Origin of the sequence: Bacillus sp. 196mf, from assembly GCF_003217275.1 — a bacterium.
GTDB classification, from domain to species: Bacteria; Bacillota; Bacilli; order Bacillales; family Bacillaceae_G; genus Bacillus_A; species Bacillus_A thuringiensis_S.
Genome location: NZ_QJTG01000005.1, coordinates 88,225 through 106,390, shown reverse-complemented (window position 1 = coordinate 106,390; position 18,166 = coordinate 88,225). Strand labels below are relative to the sequence as shown.

Genomic DNA, 18,166 nt, shown 5'->3' with positions numbered 1-18,166 from the left:
TTTTCAGTTACTTATTCCATTAAAAATTTCCATATCATTCAATATGATAACATCAAATATATAACATTGACTATACATCTATACTTTTATATTCATCGAAAATATATCCATAAACACGAAATGTATAAAAATTGATTATCCTTATACATCTAATCTATAATTTAAAGAGGTTTATATTTTCATAAAAATAAAGTGAAATTTTATAAGGATGATTCCATTGAAAAAATTTTCTATTAGTTATTTAATATGCTTATTGTTTTTTTCTATCATTGTGAATGTTTTACAGTATACAAGCGTTCCAAATTATGCGGATTCATGGGGGCCGATTTGGGTATCTATTATTATGCTTTCAATTCTTGGAAGTATTCCTGTTCTTATCGGTTGTTTAATAGGCGAATTTTGTTATAGAAAAATAAAAGGAAGTCACGAATTAAAAATTGGTATTCCTTTATTTATAGTGTTAGGTATTTCCTACAATCATTTCTTCTTTATGTTATTTAACGACCGATATTTTCTATCCTTTAATTTAGAAGCCTTTTTGGAAACAGGCCTACCTATTACGTTATCATCTTTATTATTTTACCTTATAAGACGCCGTTAATTCTTTCATCATTACATAAAAAAATGTTATTACTCTTGTTACATCGAGTAATAACATTTTTATTTAAATCTATTTAACTAATTTGCTTCCAACTAGTATTCTTCACATCTTCGCTAGTCGGCTTTCTAACTGATTTCACAAAACATTCCTCGCAAGCACCAAATGCAATGAAGTTTTTCTGTGCTTGTCTTAACGAGACTTCATTTGCCCCGCCTTCAAAGTCAGGATCGTTAAACTGTACCTCATCATCTTCCCAGTAACATATATTACAAATTTCATATGTACCTGGTGGTTCTTCTTCTATTGTTCTATACCCGCAGCACGGACATGTATATTTCATTCTGTCACTCCATTATTCATTTCTTTTTTCTCCCATATATTCCGGCCCATAAAGAATGTAACAGCGCAAATCATAGTTATTACCATGAAAGTAGTATTAGAATCCTCATATGTAGTTGGAATTCCAACCGTTACAGAAGCAATACTAAAAGCTAAAAGTAAATATAATAATAAAGATAGAATATAGCTTAGTTTAAATCGTAAAATGATACCTCTAAACAATAGCTCACCAAGTAGACAGCCACCTAAAATGATAGGTACTCCGAAATATAATGTAAGGACTCCCATTTGCGCAGTAGATTGAATTATCTTACCGATTATGTTCGGCGAAACCAGCTCACTATTGTTTCCCATCCTATCATATAAATCAAGTGCCGTTACTGAAATAAAGAAACTTAATATAGAAAACGAATACGGTATTAAAAATTTGCTCACTCTCATTCACCTCACTTTTTTTGTTTCACATATATTATTCATTACTTTCACAAAAAAAATAGCCCTCTATGCTAAAACATAGAGGGCATAATTTTTATATAAAAACCTATACCTTATCCTGAAACCCCCCCTAAACAGAACATCTAAACTATCTGTGCCCTATATTCTTTAGGAGATAGGTGGTTATTAGAAAGTAGTGCCTTCTTTTTTATAATATTCTTTTGAAATCTCTTCATAAAATGCGGCTGATGTCGCGTAGAAATACGGTGCTAACCATAAGAAACCGATTCCTATAGTAAGAATACTTAATATGAACCAGCCTAAGAAACTTAAGCATAGTAAAAAGTAATCCATTTTATGTCCATTCATCATATGACGACTCTCAGTAATCGCTTGATTCGCTGTATATTCTGGATGATCATTCAAAATAAAATATGTCATAGAATAAGAAAATGATTTAATAATACCTGGAATAATAAGAAGTAATGTCCATAGAGTCAAGTATACATACATTAGTAAATATGTTAAAAACGACTTCATCAACTTACTTCCATCGCTAAACCATCTAAATATATGACCAATGCGAGCATCAGTCCCACGAATTGCATTTAAAACAAGATAATAGGCACCTATTGTTAATGGACCAATAACAAGCATTACTATAATACTTACTGTAAGTGAATCACTTGCCTCTTCCCAACCCCAAAATATCGAGAAAATACCTGTTGTTAGCATTTCAACAGCTCCAATAAGGATTCCAATTAATAAAGTTGCCCCTACCGCTAATCCCCATCTTCCTTTTAATGCATCAAGCGCTTCTCTTTTCAACTGACTTATCATATATAACCTCCTAATACTATTTATATTTTAGTATACCATTTATATCAAAAATTCCACAGATTCCCCTGAAATAGAAGCATACTCCTTTTTGCATACGTATTGATACATGTGTGCTGTAGTTGTACTAATATATGGATTAAACGACTCTTTTCCCTATAACAAAAAAGCTTGCCCTTCATAATAGGCAAGCTTTCTCAAGTTATTTCTCACTTAACTTCTTATACCAATTCTGCATTCTCTCCGCATCTTCTACTCTCGTATGCTCTATTTTATAACTAGATGATGCACTCGAAAACTTATACGTACATAAATCCGCACGGCGCTGGAAATATGATTGTGTCTTCTCCATTGATTGGACATGTCTTCTTCTAATAAGTCCTGTATATTTTCCGACGCTACGATAGACAAGTGTAATTTGTTCTCCGTTAACACTGTAACCATTTGTTTTAAATGTTGCGTATCCAAGTGTAAAGATGAGGATCGCGAGCGGAATTAATGCCCACATGATGAAGTGCTTTTCAGAGTATATACTTATTCCAATAAACGGGATTGCTAGCATTGCGAAGAAAATGAAACTATCAATGAGATAGCGGCGTAATGCTGCTTTTGGTAATGCAATAATGTTTGCATTCAGTTCGTATGGTAATTGTAAATGGGCGAGTAACTGTTGTACTCGATCTTTTCGAATGATTGGGTGCAGTGTAACCTTTTCTTTTTCGTCACTCATTCCTTTACTTTGAATGACTTCTACTTGCACAGCACAATAACCGAATGGTTGGCGTAAAATACTTTCTTTTATCGTAATACCTTGAATACGATGCAATTTTAGTACGAGCTCTTTTTTCTCAAGCAATCCTTGCGAAATGCGGACTTCGTCATTTCTTCGATTCACTGTGAAATCGCCATGTTTTAACGCGTAACCGATTGTAGATATAATCCAAGAAAGAACGAGTAACATGGCTACCATGAAAATCCAGCCATATATATCATGTTCCATTACATACGACTTTACGCCATTCTCTATCCATTTCGGAATGTACTCATCTACTTGGTGATAAACGAAAAAGATTAAAGAGAATAATAGTCCAAATTGACCAGATGTAACAGATGCTAATAAAATCTCTTTCCAAGTTAATTTATATTCTGTCGCTTGTTTTTCTTCTGTAACAATTTCTTTTTCTACTACATTTTCTGTTGCTTCGTCTAACGTTCCTTCTGCTTTCACTTCTGGAGTTGGCTCATTTAGCAAAGTAATAAGCTCCGCCGCTTCTTCTGCCGTAATACCAGCTAAGCTAACTTCTGCTTCATCGCCCCCACCAGCTGTTTCAATCTGAATTTTTTTTAAACCGAGCATTTGATATAGTACGTTAGAACTTGTATTAATCGTTTGAACACGTTCTTTATTTAAGTAGCTCTCCTTTTTCACGAAGAGACCTTTTTTCACATGTAATACGTTATTTTCAACCCAATATGTTGTGTAATACCATTTTTCAAATGCTGAAAAAACGGTGAGTAAACCAAATGCTGCGGGAATTAAATACCAAAACGGGAATTTTCCGTTTAAGCTAAACATGAAAATAATGAGTGGTATAAAATCTGTTATTTTTAATTCTAATAACATCGTGATTGGATGCTGCCTCTTATACATCCTCATCACTCACTTTCGCTAATTCTGCGATTTTCGTTTTCAACATTTCTGCTTCATACATCGTTAAGCCTGGGATGCTATGAGAAGTTGCTGCTGTTGAAATGTGTAATTCTGCTAAGCCATATTTTCTCATAATTGGTCCTTGTTCAATCGTTACGTGCTGCACACGAATCATCGGTACTAATACGCGCTTTACGACAAAAAGACCATGCTGAATTTCAAGCTCTTCTTCATTTAGTTGGTAGCTGTAATAACGTTGACGTAGTTTCGGGAATAAGAAGTACGAAAATGGTGCGAACACAACTGTCAGCCCAATCATTACATACAAAATCCACGCCCACCAATCAAACTTTATCATGAGGAAAAGGTAAGCTAAAATGACGAGTATACCGATCCCTTCTTCAATTACAGCACGAACTTTCCACACCTTGACCATGTCAGGGTGAATTTCATTTTTCAATGGATCCATGTAACCACTCCAAATCTAGTAATCTAATATATGAATACTCTTAATCTACATTTTACATAACTTTACAGAAAATTGAAATTTAATCTTCTTTCTTCTCAGGAATAAAATATCCGAACCAAAGTAACCAAATGAAACCGATTAACTTCATCCAACTTCCATCCGCTTGAAAAGCTTCAATCATACCTGGTATTTTATAAATCCCAATAAATCCAAGAAAACCGAGCCACCAGTTTTTTTGCATTTTCATCTTTACTCCTCCTTCATGACGTTTTTCACATTTCGAATCCAAATTTCTTTATACTTTAAATGGAATCCCATGAGCATATAGTTGCTCATATTATCGATCACAAGCGCTAGCGTATGAGCATTTTCTTCCGTTTCATGTTGTGACACAACGCCCAGTCTCGCGCCTTTCTTCAATAAATCGTGGAAACCATGTAAGAAATCCTCTTGTATTTCAAATAAACGTTTCTGGTACTTTTCATTTCGCGATGCAGTTACGATAAATTCATTGATAACGCGCAGTATTCCTTCTTGCCCTTCATACTCAGAGAGCATATGTAAACCATCTGCGATTAGCTTTTCTGCAAAGTTTTCTTTCGTATACTGCTCTTTATCGAAGTAATTTGCAAAATGATAATCAGAAAAAATCTCTTCAAATAAAAAATCAACTAACGCTTCTTTAGAAGAAAAATGATAGTAAATAGCCGGTTTTGAAATACCTACCTCTTTCGCAATCATGGAAAGACTCATCTTCTCAATGCCGTGTTCTGCCATAAGTTTAAATGATGCCTCTACAATGTTCTGCGATGTTTGTAAATTCTTCGTCATATTGTACCTCACTTATTTTTACTTACCGGTCGGTAAGTGAATTATAAAACAAAACGAAATGATTTTCAATTTAGTTAGCACTACATAAGGTATTTATTGGAAAATACAGAAAGTTATAAAGTAAAAGCAATATATAACAATAAGGAGGATATCATATGGGACTTGGTGGTAATGGCGGCGGTGAAGCGGGACAAGCTGGTAAGAGCGGATTTTCATTAATCATTGTACTTTTTATCGTATTGATTATAGTTGGAGTTAGCTATATCGGACTTAGCTTCCAAGAAAAGGCGTCCTACATTACACATGTAGGACGCCTTCTTTTTAATCCCTATTCAGCAACCGCATACGATAACAATTCATCGTTACTTCCCCAAGTCTTTGCAGTAATTGATAGTTCGCATACGCGCCGACTGGGGCACCGATTATGGGTACGAGCTGAAGCATTTTTGCTAAATCGATATAGTCTCGGTACTCTGTTTGGAACTTTTCCCAGTCCATATGATTTTCTTCTTCTGTATCCCATGTTTCGATTGCTTTCCATATTTCTTTTCGGTGGTCGTCACTTGAAAAGGCAAGCTGGAAAACGTGAAGGATAAAAAGGCGCTCTTCTTTGTCGCTCGTATCAAATCCGTACAATGTTGCTGCATCGAATAAAAATTTAATTTTAATGCCGAGTAAAAGCGGAAAGTCAGCAAGGCCAAGGAGAATACCGCCTGCTCCCGTCCCTGCTCCTTCTGCCGCTGCTATTTTTTTGTACTCATCCATTTTTTTACGTACTTCATCGTCTCGTCTTTGCAATGACCAGTTCGTCTCTTTTAATTTCGGCTTTATAAAGTTTGATCCGGCGCTAATTGTTTGTACCATCATCCGAATCGTTTCTGTTAATACTTTTTGCACTTTCGCCGGAATAAGCTGTTGTACTTTCGTCTGCACTTTCTTTGAGAACCGTGTCATCATAGAAGAATCTTTCATGAATGTAGCTTTCCACTGCTCCAGTTCTTTTATAACCTTTTCTTCATATGTAATCATAGGTTCATTCCCTTCAATTTAAACGCTCAATACGTTTTGCCCCGTATTGATAAACGAAACCGATACTAAATACTATGCTTACGACTAGTAAAATTCCCGTCATCATGAAATCTTTCGTCGCAAGTGCAAATATCACTGTAAAGATTACGCTCCCGATGATTAGAATCGCATTTAATAAAGTAAGAAAATCTTTCTTCTTCTCTTCTCCCCCTACTGGGTACAAATCAAGCCAAATTTTCATGCGGTGATGTTTCCATAAAGTTAATAGCTGATAACCGATTAAGTATAGGAAGATAAGGCTTACGATAAATCGTCCATATAAAAACGGAATGAAGTAAAGAATAACTCCGCCAAGAGCAAGCAGGCGCACATATAAGCCAAAATAATTACCAGATCTTAAGAAAGTTCTCGTATATAAGTATAAATATGTACGCTTTTCGCCTATCATCGACAGAATGAAATCAAGCCATTTTCTGCGTGCTACTCTCTCTTTTAATGCTGGTACATCAACGAACATATTCGCAATTCGGTACAGCAGCATCATTTTCTTACCTTCTTCAGAAATTAAATACTCCCAGTTTAGCGGCTTTCCTTTTACCATTTGATGCATGATAGCAAGATATAACACCATGAGCAGAACGATTCCGCCAATAACAAGAACTGAATTACGTTCTACAAGGAAATATACAAATAAACCGTTTAAGATAAAACGAATAAACCAATCAGCCTTTTGTATATTTTGATCTGTTAAAAATGACTTTTCCCACGCTACAAATAAATTCCACGCTTTTACAATGACGAATGCGAGTACGATCCATATGTAGCCAGCACCTGTTTGCTTCATTTGTTGGAAGTATAACGGAGCAAGCGCAGCTGCTACGATTGCAATTATGTATAACTGAATCATAAATGTAAAAAGAAATGCCTTGGTGAAGTAAGGTTTTAACTTTTCTTCAACTGGCAGTAAGTAAACGAGATCCGCTTCTTTTAATAACGTTTGAATGGATCCAGCTGTTAACACGAGTCCAAGCAACACTGCCATAACAAGCGCTGTCGGAAACGAAGGTGTTAACGTTTGTAACCATTGCTGGTAATAATACGCTCCTGCGCCGATGATAAATACAAAAATAAATTTCAAATGATCATTAAATACGTATTTACTATATGTACGAACTTCTTTTAGAAAGTGACGAAATCGTTCTTTCCATAATGCTGTGCTATTCATAATCTTCTTCCTTTGTTAGCGCGATGTAAATATCATCTAACGTTGCACCTGGCATATTAAACTGTGATTGCAGCTCAGATAACGTTCCCTTCGCTCTTACTTCACCTTGATGCAAAATAATGAACGAATCACAATAACGCTCTGCCGTCGCTAAAATATGTGTGCTCATTAAAATGCCGGCGCCACTCTTTTTCATTTGATCCATCATTTGAAGAAGTGATTGAATTGCTAACGGATCTAATCCAACGAAAGGTTCGTCTACTATGTAAAGAGATGGCTCAACTAAAAACGCGCTCATAATCATTACTTTTTGTTTCATCCCTTTTGAGAAATGAGATGGAAACCATTTTAAACGATTTTTCATGCGAAATTCATGTAATAGTTGTCCTACACGTTCTTCATATTGTTTTTCATCGACACCGTACGCCATCGCTGTTAGCTTCAAATGTTCTTCTAGCGTTAGCTCATCATATAATACAGGTGTTTCTGGGATGAACGAAAAACTAGAACGGTATGCTGTCATATCATCACGAATTGTTTTCCCATTAATTGTGACAGTTCCTTTTTTCGGTTCCATTAAACCAATAATATGTTTAATCGTCGTACTTTTACCAGCTCCATTTAAACCGATTAAGCCGACAAGTTCGCCTTTATTAACAGAGAACGAAACATCTTTTAATACAGGTCGTTTCGTATATCCTCCTGTAACATTTTCTACACGCAATAACTCGCTCATACGACACCACTTTCTTCATTAGTATTCATTCTATATTCATCTTACCAAAAATGGCGCTGTACTACATAGTATCGATGTCTTAAAAAAAAATTAAATTTGTTAGCATATATTTTTACGAAAGCGGACATCATAATTAGTGAAGAAGGAACACATTGAAAAAGCGACCACCAATTGATGAGTACAACAACATAGTGAAGTCATCATGAAATGGGGTGTCCATGTTGGACAATGAAATTTACACATAACCAGATTATTTGTTTCATTTTCGAAACGGGGTGTCTCTGAAAGAGCATATACTGTTTTAAAAAATAAACAATTTCATTTTAAAAAAGATTGCAATTCATTTCACTTGAAAATGGGGTGTCTACGGCAGAAACTTTAGCCGATTTACCGTGCATTTCTTAAATAAATGAGGTGTCTGCGAAACGTAAATTACGATAATGCTTTTTCAATCCCTCTTCAGAAAACAGGAAGCTGAGTCAGCTTCCTGTTTTTCGTGTTTGTTCTCTTATGTAATTATGGTAAAATACGGCTAAGGATATTTGAAAGGATGAGATCAATGAATCATACAGCAGACAATTGTATTTTTTGTAAAATCATTGACGGGCAAATCCCTTGCTCAAAAGTATACGAAGATGAACATGTGCTTGCATTTTTAGATATTAGTCAAGTAACAAAAGGACATACTCTTGTTATTCCGAAAGTTCACAAACAAGACATTTTTGCGTTAACGCCAGAAATCGCATCACACATTTTTTCTGTCGTTCCAAAAATCGCAAATGCGATTAAAGCAGAGTTTAATCCAGTTGGCTTTAACCTACTTAACAATAACGGTGAAAAAGCTGGACAAACTGTGTTCCACTTCCACCTTCATTTAATTCCACGCTACGGTGAAAAAGATGGTTTCGGTGCTGTTTGGAAATCACACCAAAATGAATACACTATGGAAAATTTACAAAACATCGCAAGTACAATTGCAAATAGTGTGAAATAATGACACTATAAGAAGGCGTAATACATAACAAGCCACTTCCCTGAAGTCATCAAATTCCGCATGGCTTGTTTCTTCACTTAAAATGCTCAGGGATGATTGTTTGTGCATAGCACATATAAGAAAGATATGCATATTTTTTCACATCATGAATACGAACAAAAAATAAGGAGGTCTCCTTTTATGTCAAAAGCTAAATCCTTTATTACAGGTGTTATTTGCGGGGGAGCAGTTGCTGGACTAGCCGTTCTTTTCTCAACTCCTTCTTCTGGTAAAGACATGCGCGGCAAGTTAAAAGAAAAAGGAAATGATATTAAAAAGACTTTAGCTGATATTACAGCTGATACGAAATTATTAAAGCGTCAAATTGTTGAAACGGCTTCAGAAGGTAAAGAAGTGTTTCAAGAACTAAAAGATGACATGCAAGACACGCTTTCTAACTGGAAACAAGATATTTCTCAAAACAAGCGCCATATTGAGAAAGAAATTTTGGACATCCAAAAGTCAATTGAGAAACTACAAGAAGCTGTTCCAGAAAAAGCGTAAACAAATTCCTGCTTAGTTTTTTGCATATAACAAATATTTTTTATATAAATTGACCTTGACACGGCATATCGTATAGATATGCCGTGTTTTTATGCATTTACAATATATGTTATCAATTAACATGTAAGGACAACGCATGTATTCACGACTCATAAAACGCTTCCATAGTTATGCATGATTTGTATAGAATGTCATTTTGTTAAAAAATTTTCACAATTCTTACAAAAAGACTTTATTAATTTTTATTTTACTGGCATAATAGATAGTAATGAAAAAGAATGTTAAAGTGGGTGAGTAAATGAAAAGTGGAGAAAAAGATTACTCGGTAAAAGAAGCGATGATTTTCAGCCAACGCATTGCTCAATTATCGAAAGCGTTATGGAAATGTGTAGAGAAAGATTGGCAGCAGTGGATTAAACCTTACGATTTAAATATTAATGAACATCATATTTTAACAATCGCTTATCATTTAAAAGGGGCTTCTATTTCTGAGATTGCTAAGTTTGGAGTTATGCACGTATCAACGGCGTTTAACTTCTCGAAAAAGCTGGAAGAACGCGGCTATCTTGTATTCTCAAAAAAGGAAGATGATAAACGAAATACGTACATTGAAATTACAGACAAAGGGGAAGAATTACTACTTCGCTTAATGGAGGAGTATGATCCTGAAAATAATTCAGTGTTTAATGGGGCTCTTGCACTTCGTAATTTTTATGGGAAGTTCCCAGAAAATATCGAACTGATTGCAATCCTGCGTAATATTTACGGACAAGACTTTATCGATATTTTTGAGAAATCATTAGAAGATATTGAAGAGAACTTTACAGAATCCGATCAAAAGTTAGTTAAGAAATAATCTATTTATTTTTTCGCAATCATGCTTAAGAATTCATTCATAAGCGGCTTAAATAAACCTTGTTTTGCTAGCGCTTCCGCAGTTTCGTGTACTTCGAGCTGATGTGGAAGCGCTTTTTCAAATTGATTTAACAGCGCATCGAACAAAAGAAGCCCTTCAGCTTTCTCCACTACATATTGCTCGTTCAGTTTTTCACAAAGATTTAGTATACGTTCAATATCTTTTTTACGAGCTTTTTTCTTTATGATCAAAGAATAAAATGGACACTTCTCTTCATCAATCATTTTAAATAGTAGGTCTACGTAGTATTCAGCTTGTTCTAATCTTCTAACAACGTCCATTTTCTCCCTCACTTTCTAACACAAAGTCTTCTATTTCTGAATTTTGTAACACGAACAAAATATCGTGTGATACAATATATGTATATGTATTTTAGCCAAAAGGAGGTCTCGCCTCATGACACTTATAACAGTTGTTTTTGTCGCATTCGCACTTCTTGTTATATTTTACACGAATTTCATGACACATACACTGTGTGAACGAAAACAAATAGCTGCGAGCCGCCAGCCCGGTGTCTTTCGGGTTATTAATGTATGTATAACAATTTTATTAATTTCTAGTTATATAGAAATTATATTTCATGGAAAGTGAGGAAGGAAAGCCCCTTCCTCACTTTTTTCCTCTATAAGCAAATTATACCTACAATAACCAATAAAATAAACAGTACAAGTAATAAAATAAGTTGAGAATTCATCCCCATCCCCTCCTCTATTCTGTATATGCGGCATACGCCCAATATGGCACACTTTTAAAATCTGACACGTACTGGTTAATTTTTCTTTATCAATATGAAAACGCGTCGAAATATGATATATTAAATTTTGTACATATTGCTTATACTATAGAACAAAACATTCATCAAAACTTTATCCTCAGCCACGGTAAGCCCTGTTAAGCGCGCTTTACCAATACAAAAAAGCAAAAGTATCAGTGAGACTTAATCGGGCTCTTATGAATTTAAAATTCATCGGTGTAGGATAAATTAAAAATACATAATAGTAGGAGTGTTTATCGAATGAAGAAAGCTATGCTTGCCTTAGCCGCAACAAGTGTAATCGCATTATCAGCATGTGGAACATCATCATCAGACAAAATCGTTACATCTAAAGCTGGTGACATTACAAAAGAAGAATTCTACGATCAAATGAAGACACAAGCTGGTAAACAAGTACTAAACAACATGGTTATGGAAAAAGTACTTATTAAAAACTACAAAGTTGAAGACAAAGATGTAGACAAAAAGTTCGATGAAATGAAAAAACAATACGGTGATCAATTCGATACCCTAATGAAACAACAAGGTATTAAAGAAGAAACTATAAAAAATAGTGTACGTGCTCAATTAGCTCAAGAAAAAGCGGTTGAACAATCGATTACTGATAAAGATGTAAAAGCAAAATTCGAGGATTATAAAAAGGAAATTAAAGCAAGTCATATCCTTGTAAAAGATGAAGAAACTGCTAAAAAAGTGAAAGATGAACTTGCTCAAGGTAAATCTTTCGAAGAATTAGCAAAACAATACTCTGAAGATACAGGTTCAAAAGAAAAAGGTGGCGACTTAGGATTCTTCGGACCAGGGAAAATGGTAAAAGAATTCGAAGAAGCAGCTCAAAAGTTGAAAAAAGATGAAGTAAGCGAACCTGTAAAAACACAATTTGGTTACCATATTATTAAAGTAACTGATAATCACGCAGATGCTACTTTCGATAAAGCAAAAGCTGATATTAAAAAATCACTAGCTCAAGAAAAAACGCAAGATGCTCAATTCATGAACGATCTTATGATGAAAGAAATCAAAAAAGCTGACGTAAAAGTTGACGATAAAGATTTAAAAGATCTTTTCAAAGAGCAAAAAGCTGACGAGAAAAAAGACGAAAAGAAATAATGAAAAGCTCGGGCTAAGCCCGAGCTTTTTTATATTCCCTCTTCCAGGGGGAAATTGTGTACAGATTGAGTAAATGAAATTACATGATTGACTCTTCGATTCTATAGAAAGGATAACGTCTTTTTCATTTTATGGATAGTGTACAATCTTAGCTAGTTTTACACTATCTTCGTTACCGAAAGTTTATTTTGTCATTCGTTTAACTAAAACCACCTTTTATGCATTTCACTTAAAAACATTTCTGTGATTCTAAATCCTGAACTTTCCCCTATAATAGAGTCAATCCCACAATACGGACAAACTGCTGTGTTATCATCATCCCACCACTCTGTAATTTTTTCTGGATGAAAAATTTCTAAACAATAGAAACAACCACATATAACATCCTTTTCTAAGTGCTTTCTATTACGAGAACAAAAACGATGTGCTTCCTCAAAATATTTTTGCATCAGTATCCCCCTATTCCTGATTGTTGCTATACTTTACTTAGATCATCCTCGGCAAAATTGCAATTATTTCTTACAGAAAAACAAAAAACCCTTGATTCACAATGCGTGGAACCAAGGGTTTATCTCATCATTATTGATTAAATTAAGAAACTATGTTAAATTAGTACAGAAACACGTTTCCTAAAATACACAGAACGTATTTATCCGTATCTTAATTTTACAACAAAACCTTTCTTCAGTCAACCTCTATTTTTCACTTTTAAAGGAGTGCTTACGTATGAACAAAAAACTTGATCTAGAGCAAAAACGATTGGATACCGTAATCGAAACGATTACGCAGCAAATTGATAAGCTGGAAAACGAAACTGGCAGACGCCGGGCAGAAGTAATCAACATCCGTAAACACTTCTGGGATGACGTTAAAGTGAATACAGATACTTTTGATGATTACCTTGAAACAGTTATCAACTTAAGACAACAAGCTCAGTCACTAGCTGTTACACAAATCACCCATAAACACACCTTTAATCGACTTGCCGCGCTGCGACGTATGCAAAAAGCACCTTACTTCGGACGCATCGATTTTACTGAAGAAGGCGAACCTGCCGCAGAACAAATCTATATCGGTGTTTCTACCCTTACTGATGCAAGCGGAGAAAACTTTCTTATTTATGACTGGCGCGCCCCAATTTCAAGTGTTTATTACGACTATCCACCAGGACCGGCTGAATACAACACACCAGGCGGCGTAATTCGCGGTAATGTGGAGAAAAAATTACAATACATTATTCAAAATGGCGAGATTGATTCCATGTTCGATACGAGCCTCACAATCGGTGATGAAATTCTGCAACAAGCGCTCGGAAAAGGTACAAACAAACATATGCAGAGCATCGTCGCTACGATTCAGCGTGAGCAAAATGAAATTATCCGTCACGATGAAGGCCGACTCCTTATCGTTCAAGGAGCTGCTGGTAGTGGTAAAACATCAGCTGCCCTGCAGCGAATCGCCTACTTACTATATAAATATCGCGAATGGCTAAAAGCGGATCAAATTATTCTCTTCTCCCCAAACTCTATGTTCAATAGCTACGTATCTAACGTACTACCTGAACTCGGTGAAGAAAATATGCAGCAAGTTACATTCCAAGAGTATTTAAATCATAGACTAAGTAAGTCATTTGATGTTGAAGACCCTTATGAGCAATTGGAATATATGTTAACTGAAACGAATAGCGCAAATTACAAAATTAGAAATATGAGCATCCGATTTAAAGCATCCACTCAATTTTTCGAAATGATTAGAGCGTACAGACAATCTCTTGAAACTTCAGGCATGCTATTTAGAGGAATGAAATTTAGAGGAAAACTGATTGCCTCTGCTAAAGAAATTACAGAGCAATTTTACAATACTGACTCCTCCCTCCGCTTCCATAGTCGAATTGAGAAGTTAACGAATTGGCTAAATAAACAAATAGATGCACTTGAAAAAGCAGAACTGAAAAAGCCTTGGGTAGAAGAAGAAATTGAATTACTTAGTAAAGATGAATATCAAAAGGCTTATAAATACTTGCAGAAAAAAGGCGAGTTTGACGACAACTCTTTTAATGACTATGAGAAAGAAACGAAAGTCCTAGGACGTATGATTGTCCGCAAAAAATTGAAGCCGCTTCGTAAAGGCGTTCAAACACTGCGCTTCATCAATTTCACAGGAATCTATAAACAACTCTTCACAGACGCATCATGGGTTACTGGAGAAAAACCGAAAGAATGGGATGACATTTGCTCTCTAACGGTGAACATGCTTGATGAAGGAAAGCTATATTACGAGGATGCGACTCCATTTTTACTTTTAAAAGAATTAATTGAAGGCTTCCAAACAAATAGATCGATTAAACATGTACTCGTAGATGAAGCACAAGATTACTCTCCGTTCCAGTTCGAGTTTTTAAAACGTCTCTTCCCTGCCGCAAGAATGACGGTACTCGGAGACTTTAACCAAGCGATATTTGCCCATGCGAGTGAGGCAGTGAATTTCAATACACTTACTAGCTTATACGGACCAGATGAAACGAACGGTATTAACTTAACTCGTAGCTACCGCTCAACAAAACCGATTATTGAATTTACACGTGCTCTCGTACCGGAAGGGAAGAACATTCACGCCTTTGAACGCGACGGCGAGAAACCTACAGTAACGAAAGTAGCTGATTACAGCGAACTGCACGAGCATATTACTGCTAAAGTTGCTGCACTACAAACAGAGCAACACAATACGATCGCAATCATCTGTAAATCCGCAGCTGAAAGCGCCGCTGCCTATGAGGAACTTAGTAGCATTGAAGATATTAAACTTGTGAAGAGCACCTCTGCTGAATACGAACAAGGCGTTGTTATTATCCCTGCTTATTTAGCGAAAGGCATTGAATTTGATGCCGTTATTATTTACGATGCTTCTAAAGATGTGTACAGCGATGAGAGCGTTCGTAGATTGTTCTACACTGCTTGTACGCGAGCGATGCATGAATTGCACCTTTATAGCGTTGGCGAGGTTAGTCCTTTTGTGCTTGGGGCTGATTCGGATAGTTTTGAGCTTATAACAAAAACACCTTGATGATTATCAAGGTGTTTTTCTCATTCTAAAAGGAATATCTTTACGTCGATATACACTTAACACAATTCCCATTATAAATGCATGAAACAGAGTTGGTATCAATCCGTAGCTAATAAAAGGTAATGATATAGAAACACGTGGTAATATCCCGAGGGTCATGCCAACGTTACAAATAAAATGGATTACAAAAAGAGTCACTCCGCCAACGAGAAGCAATTTACCATAACCATCATTTATTTTATAAGCTATGTTCATTATTCTTACTGCAAAAAGAGAAAGAATCACGACAAGAACTAGCGCAAGTACATATCCATAATAGTAAGTCAAACTTGCAAATACAAAATCAGTATGGGCAGCACGGATAGACTTTATATTTCCATATGTACCAAACCAACCTGCTGAAGACATTGCCTCTTGTAAACGTAAATCCCATTGATCATGCGCTGGATTTATAAATCCTAAAATTCTAGCTATCCGGTATTCTTTTACCGCAGACCAGGAAAATAGATCCCTAACAATAAAGGGTAAAATTGGTAAAATTGTAATGAGCCATGCCGTGTTCTTTCCTAACTTACTCCACCAAAGCATAACGAATACCATCGTAATGTAGATGAAAATTGGTAAAAGAATTGATGCAGTTGAAAATAGATATAAAGAAAATACGTATAATATGAGAAGATGCATAAACTTTAACCTACTATTATTGAAAAAAGAAGCCCAAGCTAGAAAGAAGAATGGCATCGTCATTAAACAGTCAATTTTGATGGGGCCAATTTTTATTATTGCTTCCCCAATCACGTAATCAGTCGGAAAACATTTTATCATTAACAAGATAAGTACGCCAATTGTATAAAACAGCCACCCAAGTTTCTCTAATCTCCGATAATCAAGTAGCATCATGCCCATAGCTGTTACAACACCGAGAATAACAAATATCACCTTATTCATGAATAAGTCAGCATGTCCAAAAGTTATAATCGGCAAAAACCCTAGCCCCATCGCAGCCACTAATAAACCAATTAAAAACCAATCAACCTTTGGCTTATACAGTTTGTTAAGTTCTTCGCCAAGTTTGACCGGGCTTCCCATTTGTTCAACAGCCTTATCTTCAGCAACTTCCTCACTTAATCCTTTATACATCCACATATTCTTCGCCTGTTTTAAGTGAAAGTCTAGTTCCATCGCCACCAAATCCTTCGCTTCTTTTGATTTAATATGGTTCGTAACTTCTTTTAAAAAACGCTCCCCTTTTTTGTTCAATTCCGCCTCACTCCTGTACTAATCCTTTTAATATAAATCGTGCCTTCGTAGCATTCTTCTCTGCCTTTCGCAGCATCTTGTTTCCTTTATCATTTAATTGATAATATTTAGCTCCCGCATGATCCCAGCTAGATTGGATAAAGCGATTCTGTTCTAGACGATGCAATAAAGTGTATAGAGATCCTTCATCACCTTCGAATTTTTGAATTCCTCTCCCCCGCAGTAACTGCATCAATTCATAACCTGTTTTTTCATTCATAAGAAGTTGCAACACCGCTAAAAGGATATCTTCTTCCTTTTCGGACGATTGATTGATTTTTTCACGTACCCGCTTTCGATGTTGATCAGAAAAACTCAAATGTTTAAACGTTGTATTCTCCATTGATTTTCGCAAGCCTTTTAATCGATCTTCCATTTGATTATCCCTCCAATCCTTTCTTCAATAGTTCCTTGGCTTTTTTCAGTCTCGTTTTTATCGTGTTTTCTTTCACGTCTATTACAATAGCAATCTCTTTAATTGATAATTCTTCATAATAAAATAGATAAATGACCTCTCGATATTTTATCGGTAAATTCATTACTGCAGAAGCGAGCTCACGGTCCTCCGCATTTTGAATGACAGTTTGTTCCACACTTTCTTTTTGACTCTCCATATACGTAAAGTCATCCTCTGTAACGATAACTTTTTTGTTATACCAACTTTTTAAATAGTCCTTACAATGATTAATAGCAATTCTCCATAACCATGTTTTTAAATTCGAATTTCCTTTATATGTATGAAGAGATTTATAGCATTTCACAAATATATCTTGCGTTAAATCCTCCGCAACCTCTTTATTATTCACATATGAATACACAAGCTGCAGGACTTCTTGTCCATACTTGTTCATTATTTCATCGATAAGGAGTTCCTTATCTTCTATTTCAAACGCTTCTACCGTTAATTCATCCACACCATTTCCTCCTTCCCATATATTAGACGACGCACCGTATGGAAAAGTTTTATAAATGTATAAAAAAATACGATTGGCAATCATATTTTTTATAAAGCACTTCCTCAGTAAATTACATATAATAAACCGAATAGTCGTTACAATGCGTTCACCTAAAGAGCGTCTTTCTCCCAAGGCGCTCTTTAAGTTTACAATAAGGATTTTGTCTTAGTTTTATATCATCAAGATTCCCCTCATCGCTAAATTAAAAAGAGAACCGATTTAATTGAGTCCTCCTTCTTTCTAACGCTCACTTAAAGAATCTAATATATCATGGCCATACAAAGATGAATCGAAAATATCAAAACTAATATATTCTTCATACAAGTGTAGTATTTAAACTTCTATACATAACGCAAT

Annotated in this window: 22 protein-coding genes and 1 pseudogene; 8 read left to right on the top strand and 15 right to left on the bottom strand. The window is 35.4% G+C overall.

The window, feature by feature from the left end; genetic code table 11:
- The first annotated feature begins 217 nt into the window (after positions 1 to 217).
- Complete coding sequence (locus ATL10_RS10415) at positions 218 to 601, top strand: hypothetical protein (protein WP_000714567.1); 384 nt, start codon at positions 218 to 220, stop codon at positions 599 to 601.
- A 73-nt stretch (positions 602 to 674) separates the two neighbouring features.
- On the opposite strand, the gene ATL10_RS10410 is transcribed toward ATL10_RS10415, so the two are convergent.
- The 7 genes from ATL10_RS10410 to ATL10_RS10380 form a co-directional block, all read right to left on the bottom strand.
- Complete coding sequence (locus ATL10_RS10410) at positions 675 to 941, bottom strand: CPCC family cysteine-rich protein (RefSeq protein ID WP_000877838.1); 267 nt, start codon at positions 939 to 941, stop codon at positions 675 to 677.
- Positions 938 to 1,381: a hypothetical protein gene (locus ATL10_RS10405; RefSeq protein ID WP_100909954.1), complete on the bottom strand. Its 444-nt coding sequence runs from the start codon at positions 1,379 to 1,381 to the stop codon at positions 938 to 940. Before ATL10_RS10405 ends, ATL10_RS10410 begins: the two co-directional genes overlap by 4 nt.
- A gap of 180 nt (positions 1,382 to 1,561) precedes the next feature.
- Positions 1,562 to 2,215, bottom strand: a complete 654-nt coding sequence (locus ATL10_RS10400) for a DUF975 family protein (protein WP_000625399.1) — start codon at positions 2,213 to 2,215, stop codon at positions 1,562 to 1,564.
- Between the two features lie 199 nt (positions 2,216 to 2,414).
- Entirely contained in the window at positions 2,415 to 3,863 is a 1,449-nt protein-coding gene (locus ATL10_RS10395) for a PH domain-containing protein (RefSeq protein WP_071713729.1), read from the bottom strand.
- Positions 3,856 to 4,332, bottom strand: a complete 477-nt coding sequence (locus ATL10_RS10390) for a PH domain-containing protein (protein ID WP_000371358.1) — start codon at positions 4,330 to 4,332, stop codon at positions 3,856 to 3,858. Before ATL10_RS10390 ends, ATL10_RS10395 begins: the two co-directional genes overlap by 8 nt.
- A 79-nt stretch (positions 4,333 to 4,411) precedes the next feature.
- Positions 4,412 to 4,579 (bottom strand): hypothetical protein, encoded by a 168-nt coding sequence (locus ATL10_RS31240; protein ID WP_000783808.1) that lies wholly within the window; start codon positions 4,577 to 4,579, stop codon positions 4,412 to 4,414.
- A 2-nt stretch (positions 4,580 to 4,581) separates the two neighbouring features.
- Positions 4,582 to 5,163: a TetR/AcrR family transcriptional regulator gene (locus ATL10_RS10380; protein WP_016082590.1), complete on the bottom strand. Its 582-nt coding sequence runs from the start codon at positions 5,161 to 5,163 to the stop codon at positions 4,582 to 4,584.
- A gap of 155 nt (positions 5,164 to 5,318) precedes the next feature.
- On the opposite strand from ATL10_RS10380, the pseudogene ATL10_RS10375 reads away from it, so the two are divergent.
- Positions 5,319 to 5,441, top strand: a pseudogene (locus ATL10_RS10375) (YjcZ family sporulation protein); the annotation flags it as partial.
- 43 nt (positions 5,442 to 5,484) lie between these two features.
- On the opposite strand, the gene ecsC reads toward ATL10_RS10375, so the two are convergent.
- Genes ecsC through ecsA form a run of 3 tightly spaced genes read right to left on the bottom strand, consistent with a single transcriptional unit; the run spans position 5,485 to position 8,153 of the window.
- Positions 5,485 to 6,192 (bottom strand): ecs operon protein EcsC, encoded by a 708-nt coding sequence (ecsC, locus tag ATL10_RS10370; protein ID WP_000634126.1) that lies wholly within the window; start codon positions 6,190 to 6,192, stop codon positions 5,485 to 5,487.
- 13 nt (positions 6,193 to 6,205) lie between these two features.
- Complete coding sequence (ecsB, locus tag ATL10_RS10365; RefSeq protein WP_071713730.1) at positions 6,206 to 7,417, bottom strand: ABC transporter permease EcsB; 1,212 nt, start codon at positions 7,415 to 7,417, stop codon at positions 6,206 to 6,208.
- Positions 7,410 to 8,153, bottom strand: a complete 744-nt coding sequence (gene ecsA / locus ATL10_RS10360) for an ABC transporter ATP-binding protein EcsA (protein ID WP_001292598.1) — start codon at positions 8,151 to 8,153, stop codon at positions 7,410 to 7,412. Before ecsA ends, ecsB begins: the two co-directional genes overlap by 8 nt.
- 559 nt (positions 8,154 to 8,712) lie before the next feature.
- Between ecsA and ATL10_RS10350 the strand changes: the two genes are divergently transcribed.
- The 3 genes from ATL10_RS10350 to ATL10_RS10340 all read left to right on the top strand — a co-directional run bounded on the left by ATL10_RS10350 (position 8,713) and on the right by ATL10_RS10340 (position 10,546).
- Complete coding sequence (locus tag ATL10_RS10350; RefSeq protein ID WP_001016835.1) at positions 8,713 to 9,147, top strand: HIT family protein; 435 nt, start codon at positions 8,713 to 8,715, stop codon at positions 9,145 to 9,147.
- Between the two features lie 180 nt (positions 9,148 to 9,327).
- Positions 9,328 to 9,690, top strand: a complete 363-nt coding sequence (locus ATL10_RS10345; RefSeq protein ID WP_000030302.1) for a YtxH domain-containing protein — start codon at positions 9,328 to 9,330, stop codon at positions 9,688 to 9,690.
- 298 nt (positions 9,691 to 9,988) lie between these two features.
- A complete protein-coding gene (locus ATL10_RS10340) occupies positions 9,989 to 10,546 on the top strand; it encodes an HTH-type transcriptional regulator Hpr (RefSeq protein ID WP_000834924.1) in 558 nt (185 codons plus the stop codon).
- A gap of 5 nt (positions 10,547 to 10,551) precedes the next feature.
- Here ATL10_RS10340 and ATL10_RS10335 read toward each other — a convergent pair whose 3' ends face one another.
- A complete protein-coding gene (locus ATL10_RS10335) occupies positions 10,552 to 10,887 on the bottom strand; it encodes a DUF1878 family protein (RefSeq protein WP_000383657.1) in 336 nt (111 codons plus the stop codon).
- Positions 10,888 to 11,002: 115 nt separating this feature from the next.
- On the opposite strand from ATL10_RS10335, the gene ATL10_RS10330 reads away from it, so the two are divergent.
- Together ATL10_RS10330 and prsA are read left to right on the top strand one after the other, a co-directional pair.
- Positions 11,003 to 11,197: a hypothetical protein gene (locus tag ATL10_RS10330; protein WP_000172690.1), complete on the top strand. Its 195-nt coding sequence runs from the start codon at positions 11,003 to 11,005 to the stop codon at positions 11,195 to 11,197.
- Positions 11,198 to 11,621: 424 nt separating this feature from the next.
- Positions 11,622 to 12,491 (top strand): peptidylprolyl isomerase PrsA, encoded by an 870-nt coding sequence (gene prsA, locus ATL10_RS10320; protein ID WP_016513168.1) that lies wholly within the window; start codon positions 11,622 to 11,624, stop codon positions 12,489 to 12,491.
- Positions 12,492 to 12,694: 203 nt separating this feature from the next.
- Here prsA and ATL10_RS10315 read toward each other — a convergent pair whose 3' ends face one another.
- Positions 12,695 to 12,940 carry a cytoplasmic protein gene (locus tag ATL10_RS10315; RefSeq protein WP_069355163.1) on the bottom strand — a complete coding sequence of 82 codons (246 nt, stop codon included), beginning with the start codon at positions 12,938 to 12,940 and terminating at the stop codon, positions 12,695 to 12,697.
- A 277-nt stretch (positions 12,941 to 13,217) separates the two neighbouring features.
- On the opposite strand from ATL10_RS10315, the gene helD reads away from it, so the two are divergent.
- On the top strand, positions 13,218 to 15,554 hold the full coding sequence (gene helD / locus ATL10_RS10310; RefSeq protein WP_098329475.1) for an RNA polymerase recycling motor HelD: 2,337 nt from the start codon (positions 13,218 to 13,220) through the stop codon (positions 15,552 to 15,554).
- A 6-nt stretch (positions 15,555 to 15,560) separates the two neighbouring features.
- Here the strand turns inward: helD and ATL10_RS10305 are convergent, their stop codons facing one another.
- The 3 genes from ATL10_RS10305 to ATL10_RS10295 are packed head-to-tail and all read right to left on the bottom strand — an operon-like array spanning position 15,561 to position 17,767.
- Complete coding sequence (locus tag ATL10_RS10305) at positions 15,561 to 16,814, bottom strand: FtsW/RodA/SpoVE family cell cycle protein (protein WP_098284209.1); 1,254 nt, start codon at positions 16,812 to 16,814, stop codon at positions 15,561 to 15,563.
- A 7-nt stretch (positions 16,815 to 16,821) separates the two neighbouring features.
- Positions 16,822 to 17,229 (bottom strand): PadR family transcriptional regulator, encoded by a 408-nt coding sequence (locus ATL10_RS10300; RefSeq protein ID WP_002159014.1) that lies wholly within the window; start codon positions 17,227 to 17,229, stop codon positions 16,822 to 16,824.
- 4 nt (positions 17,230 to 17,233) lie between these two features.
- Entirely contained in the window at positions 17,234 to 17,767 is a 534-nt protein-coding gene (locus ATL10_RS10295) for a sigma-70 family RNA polymerase sigma factor (RefSeq protein WP_097925217.1), read from the bottom strand.
- Between the last annotated feature and the right edge of the window lie 399 nt (positions 17,768 to 18,166).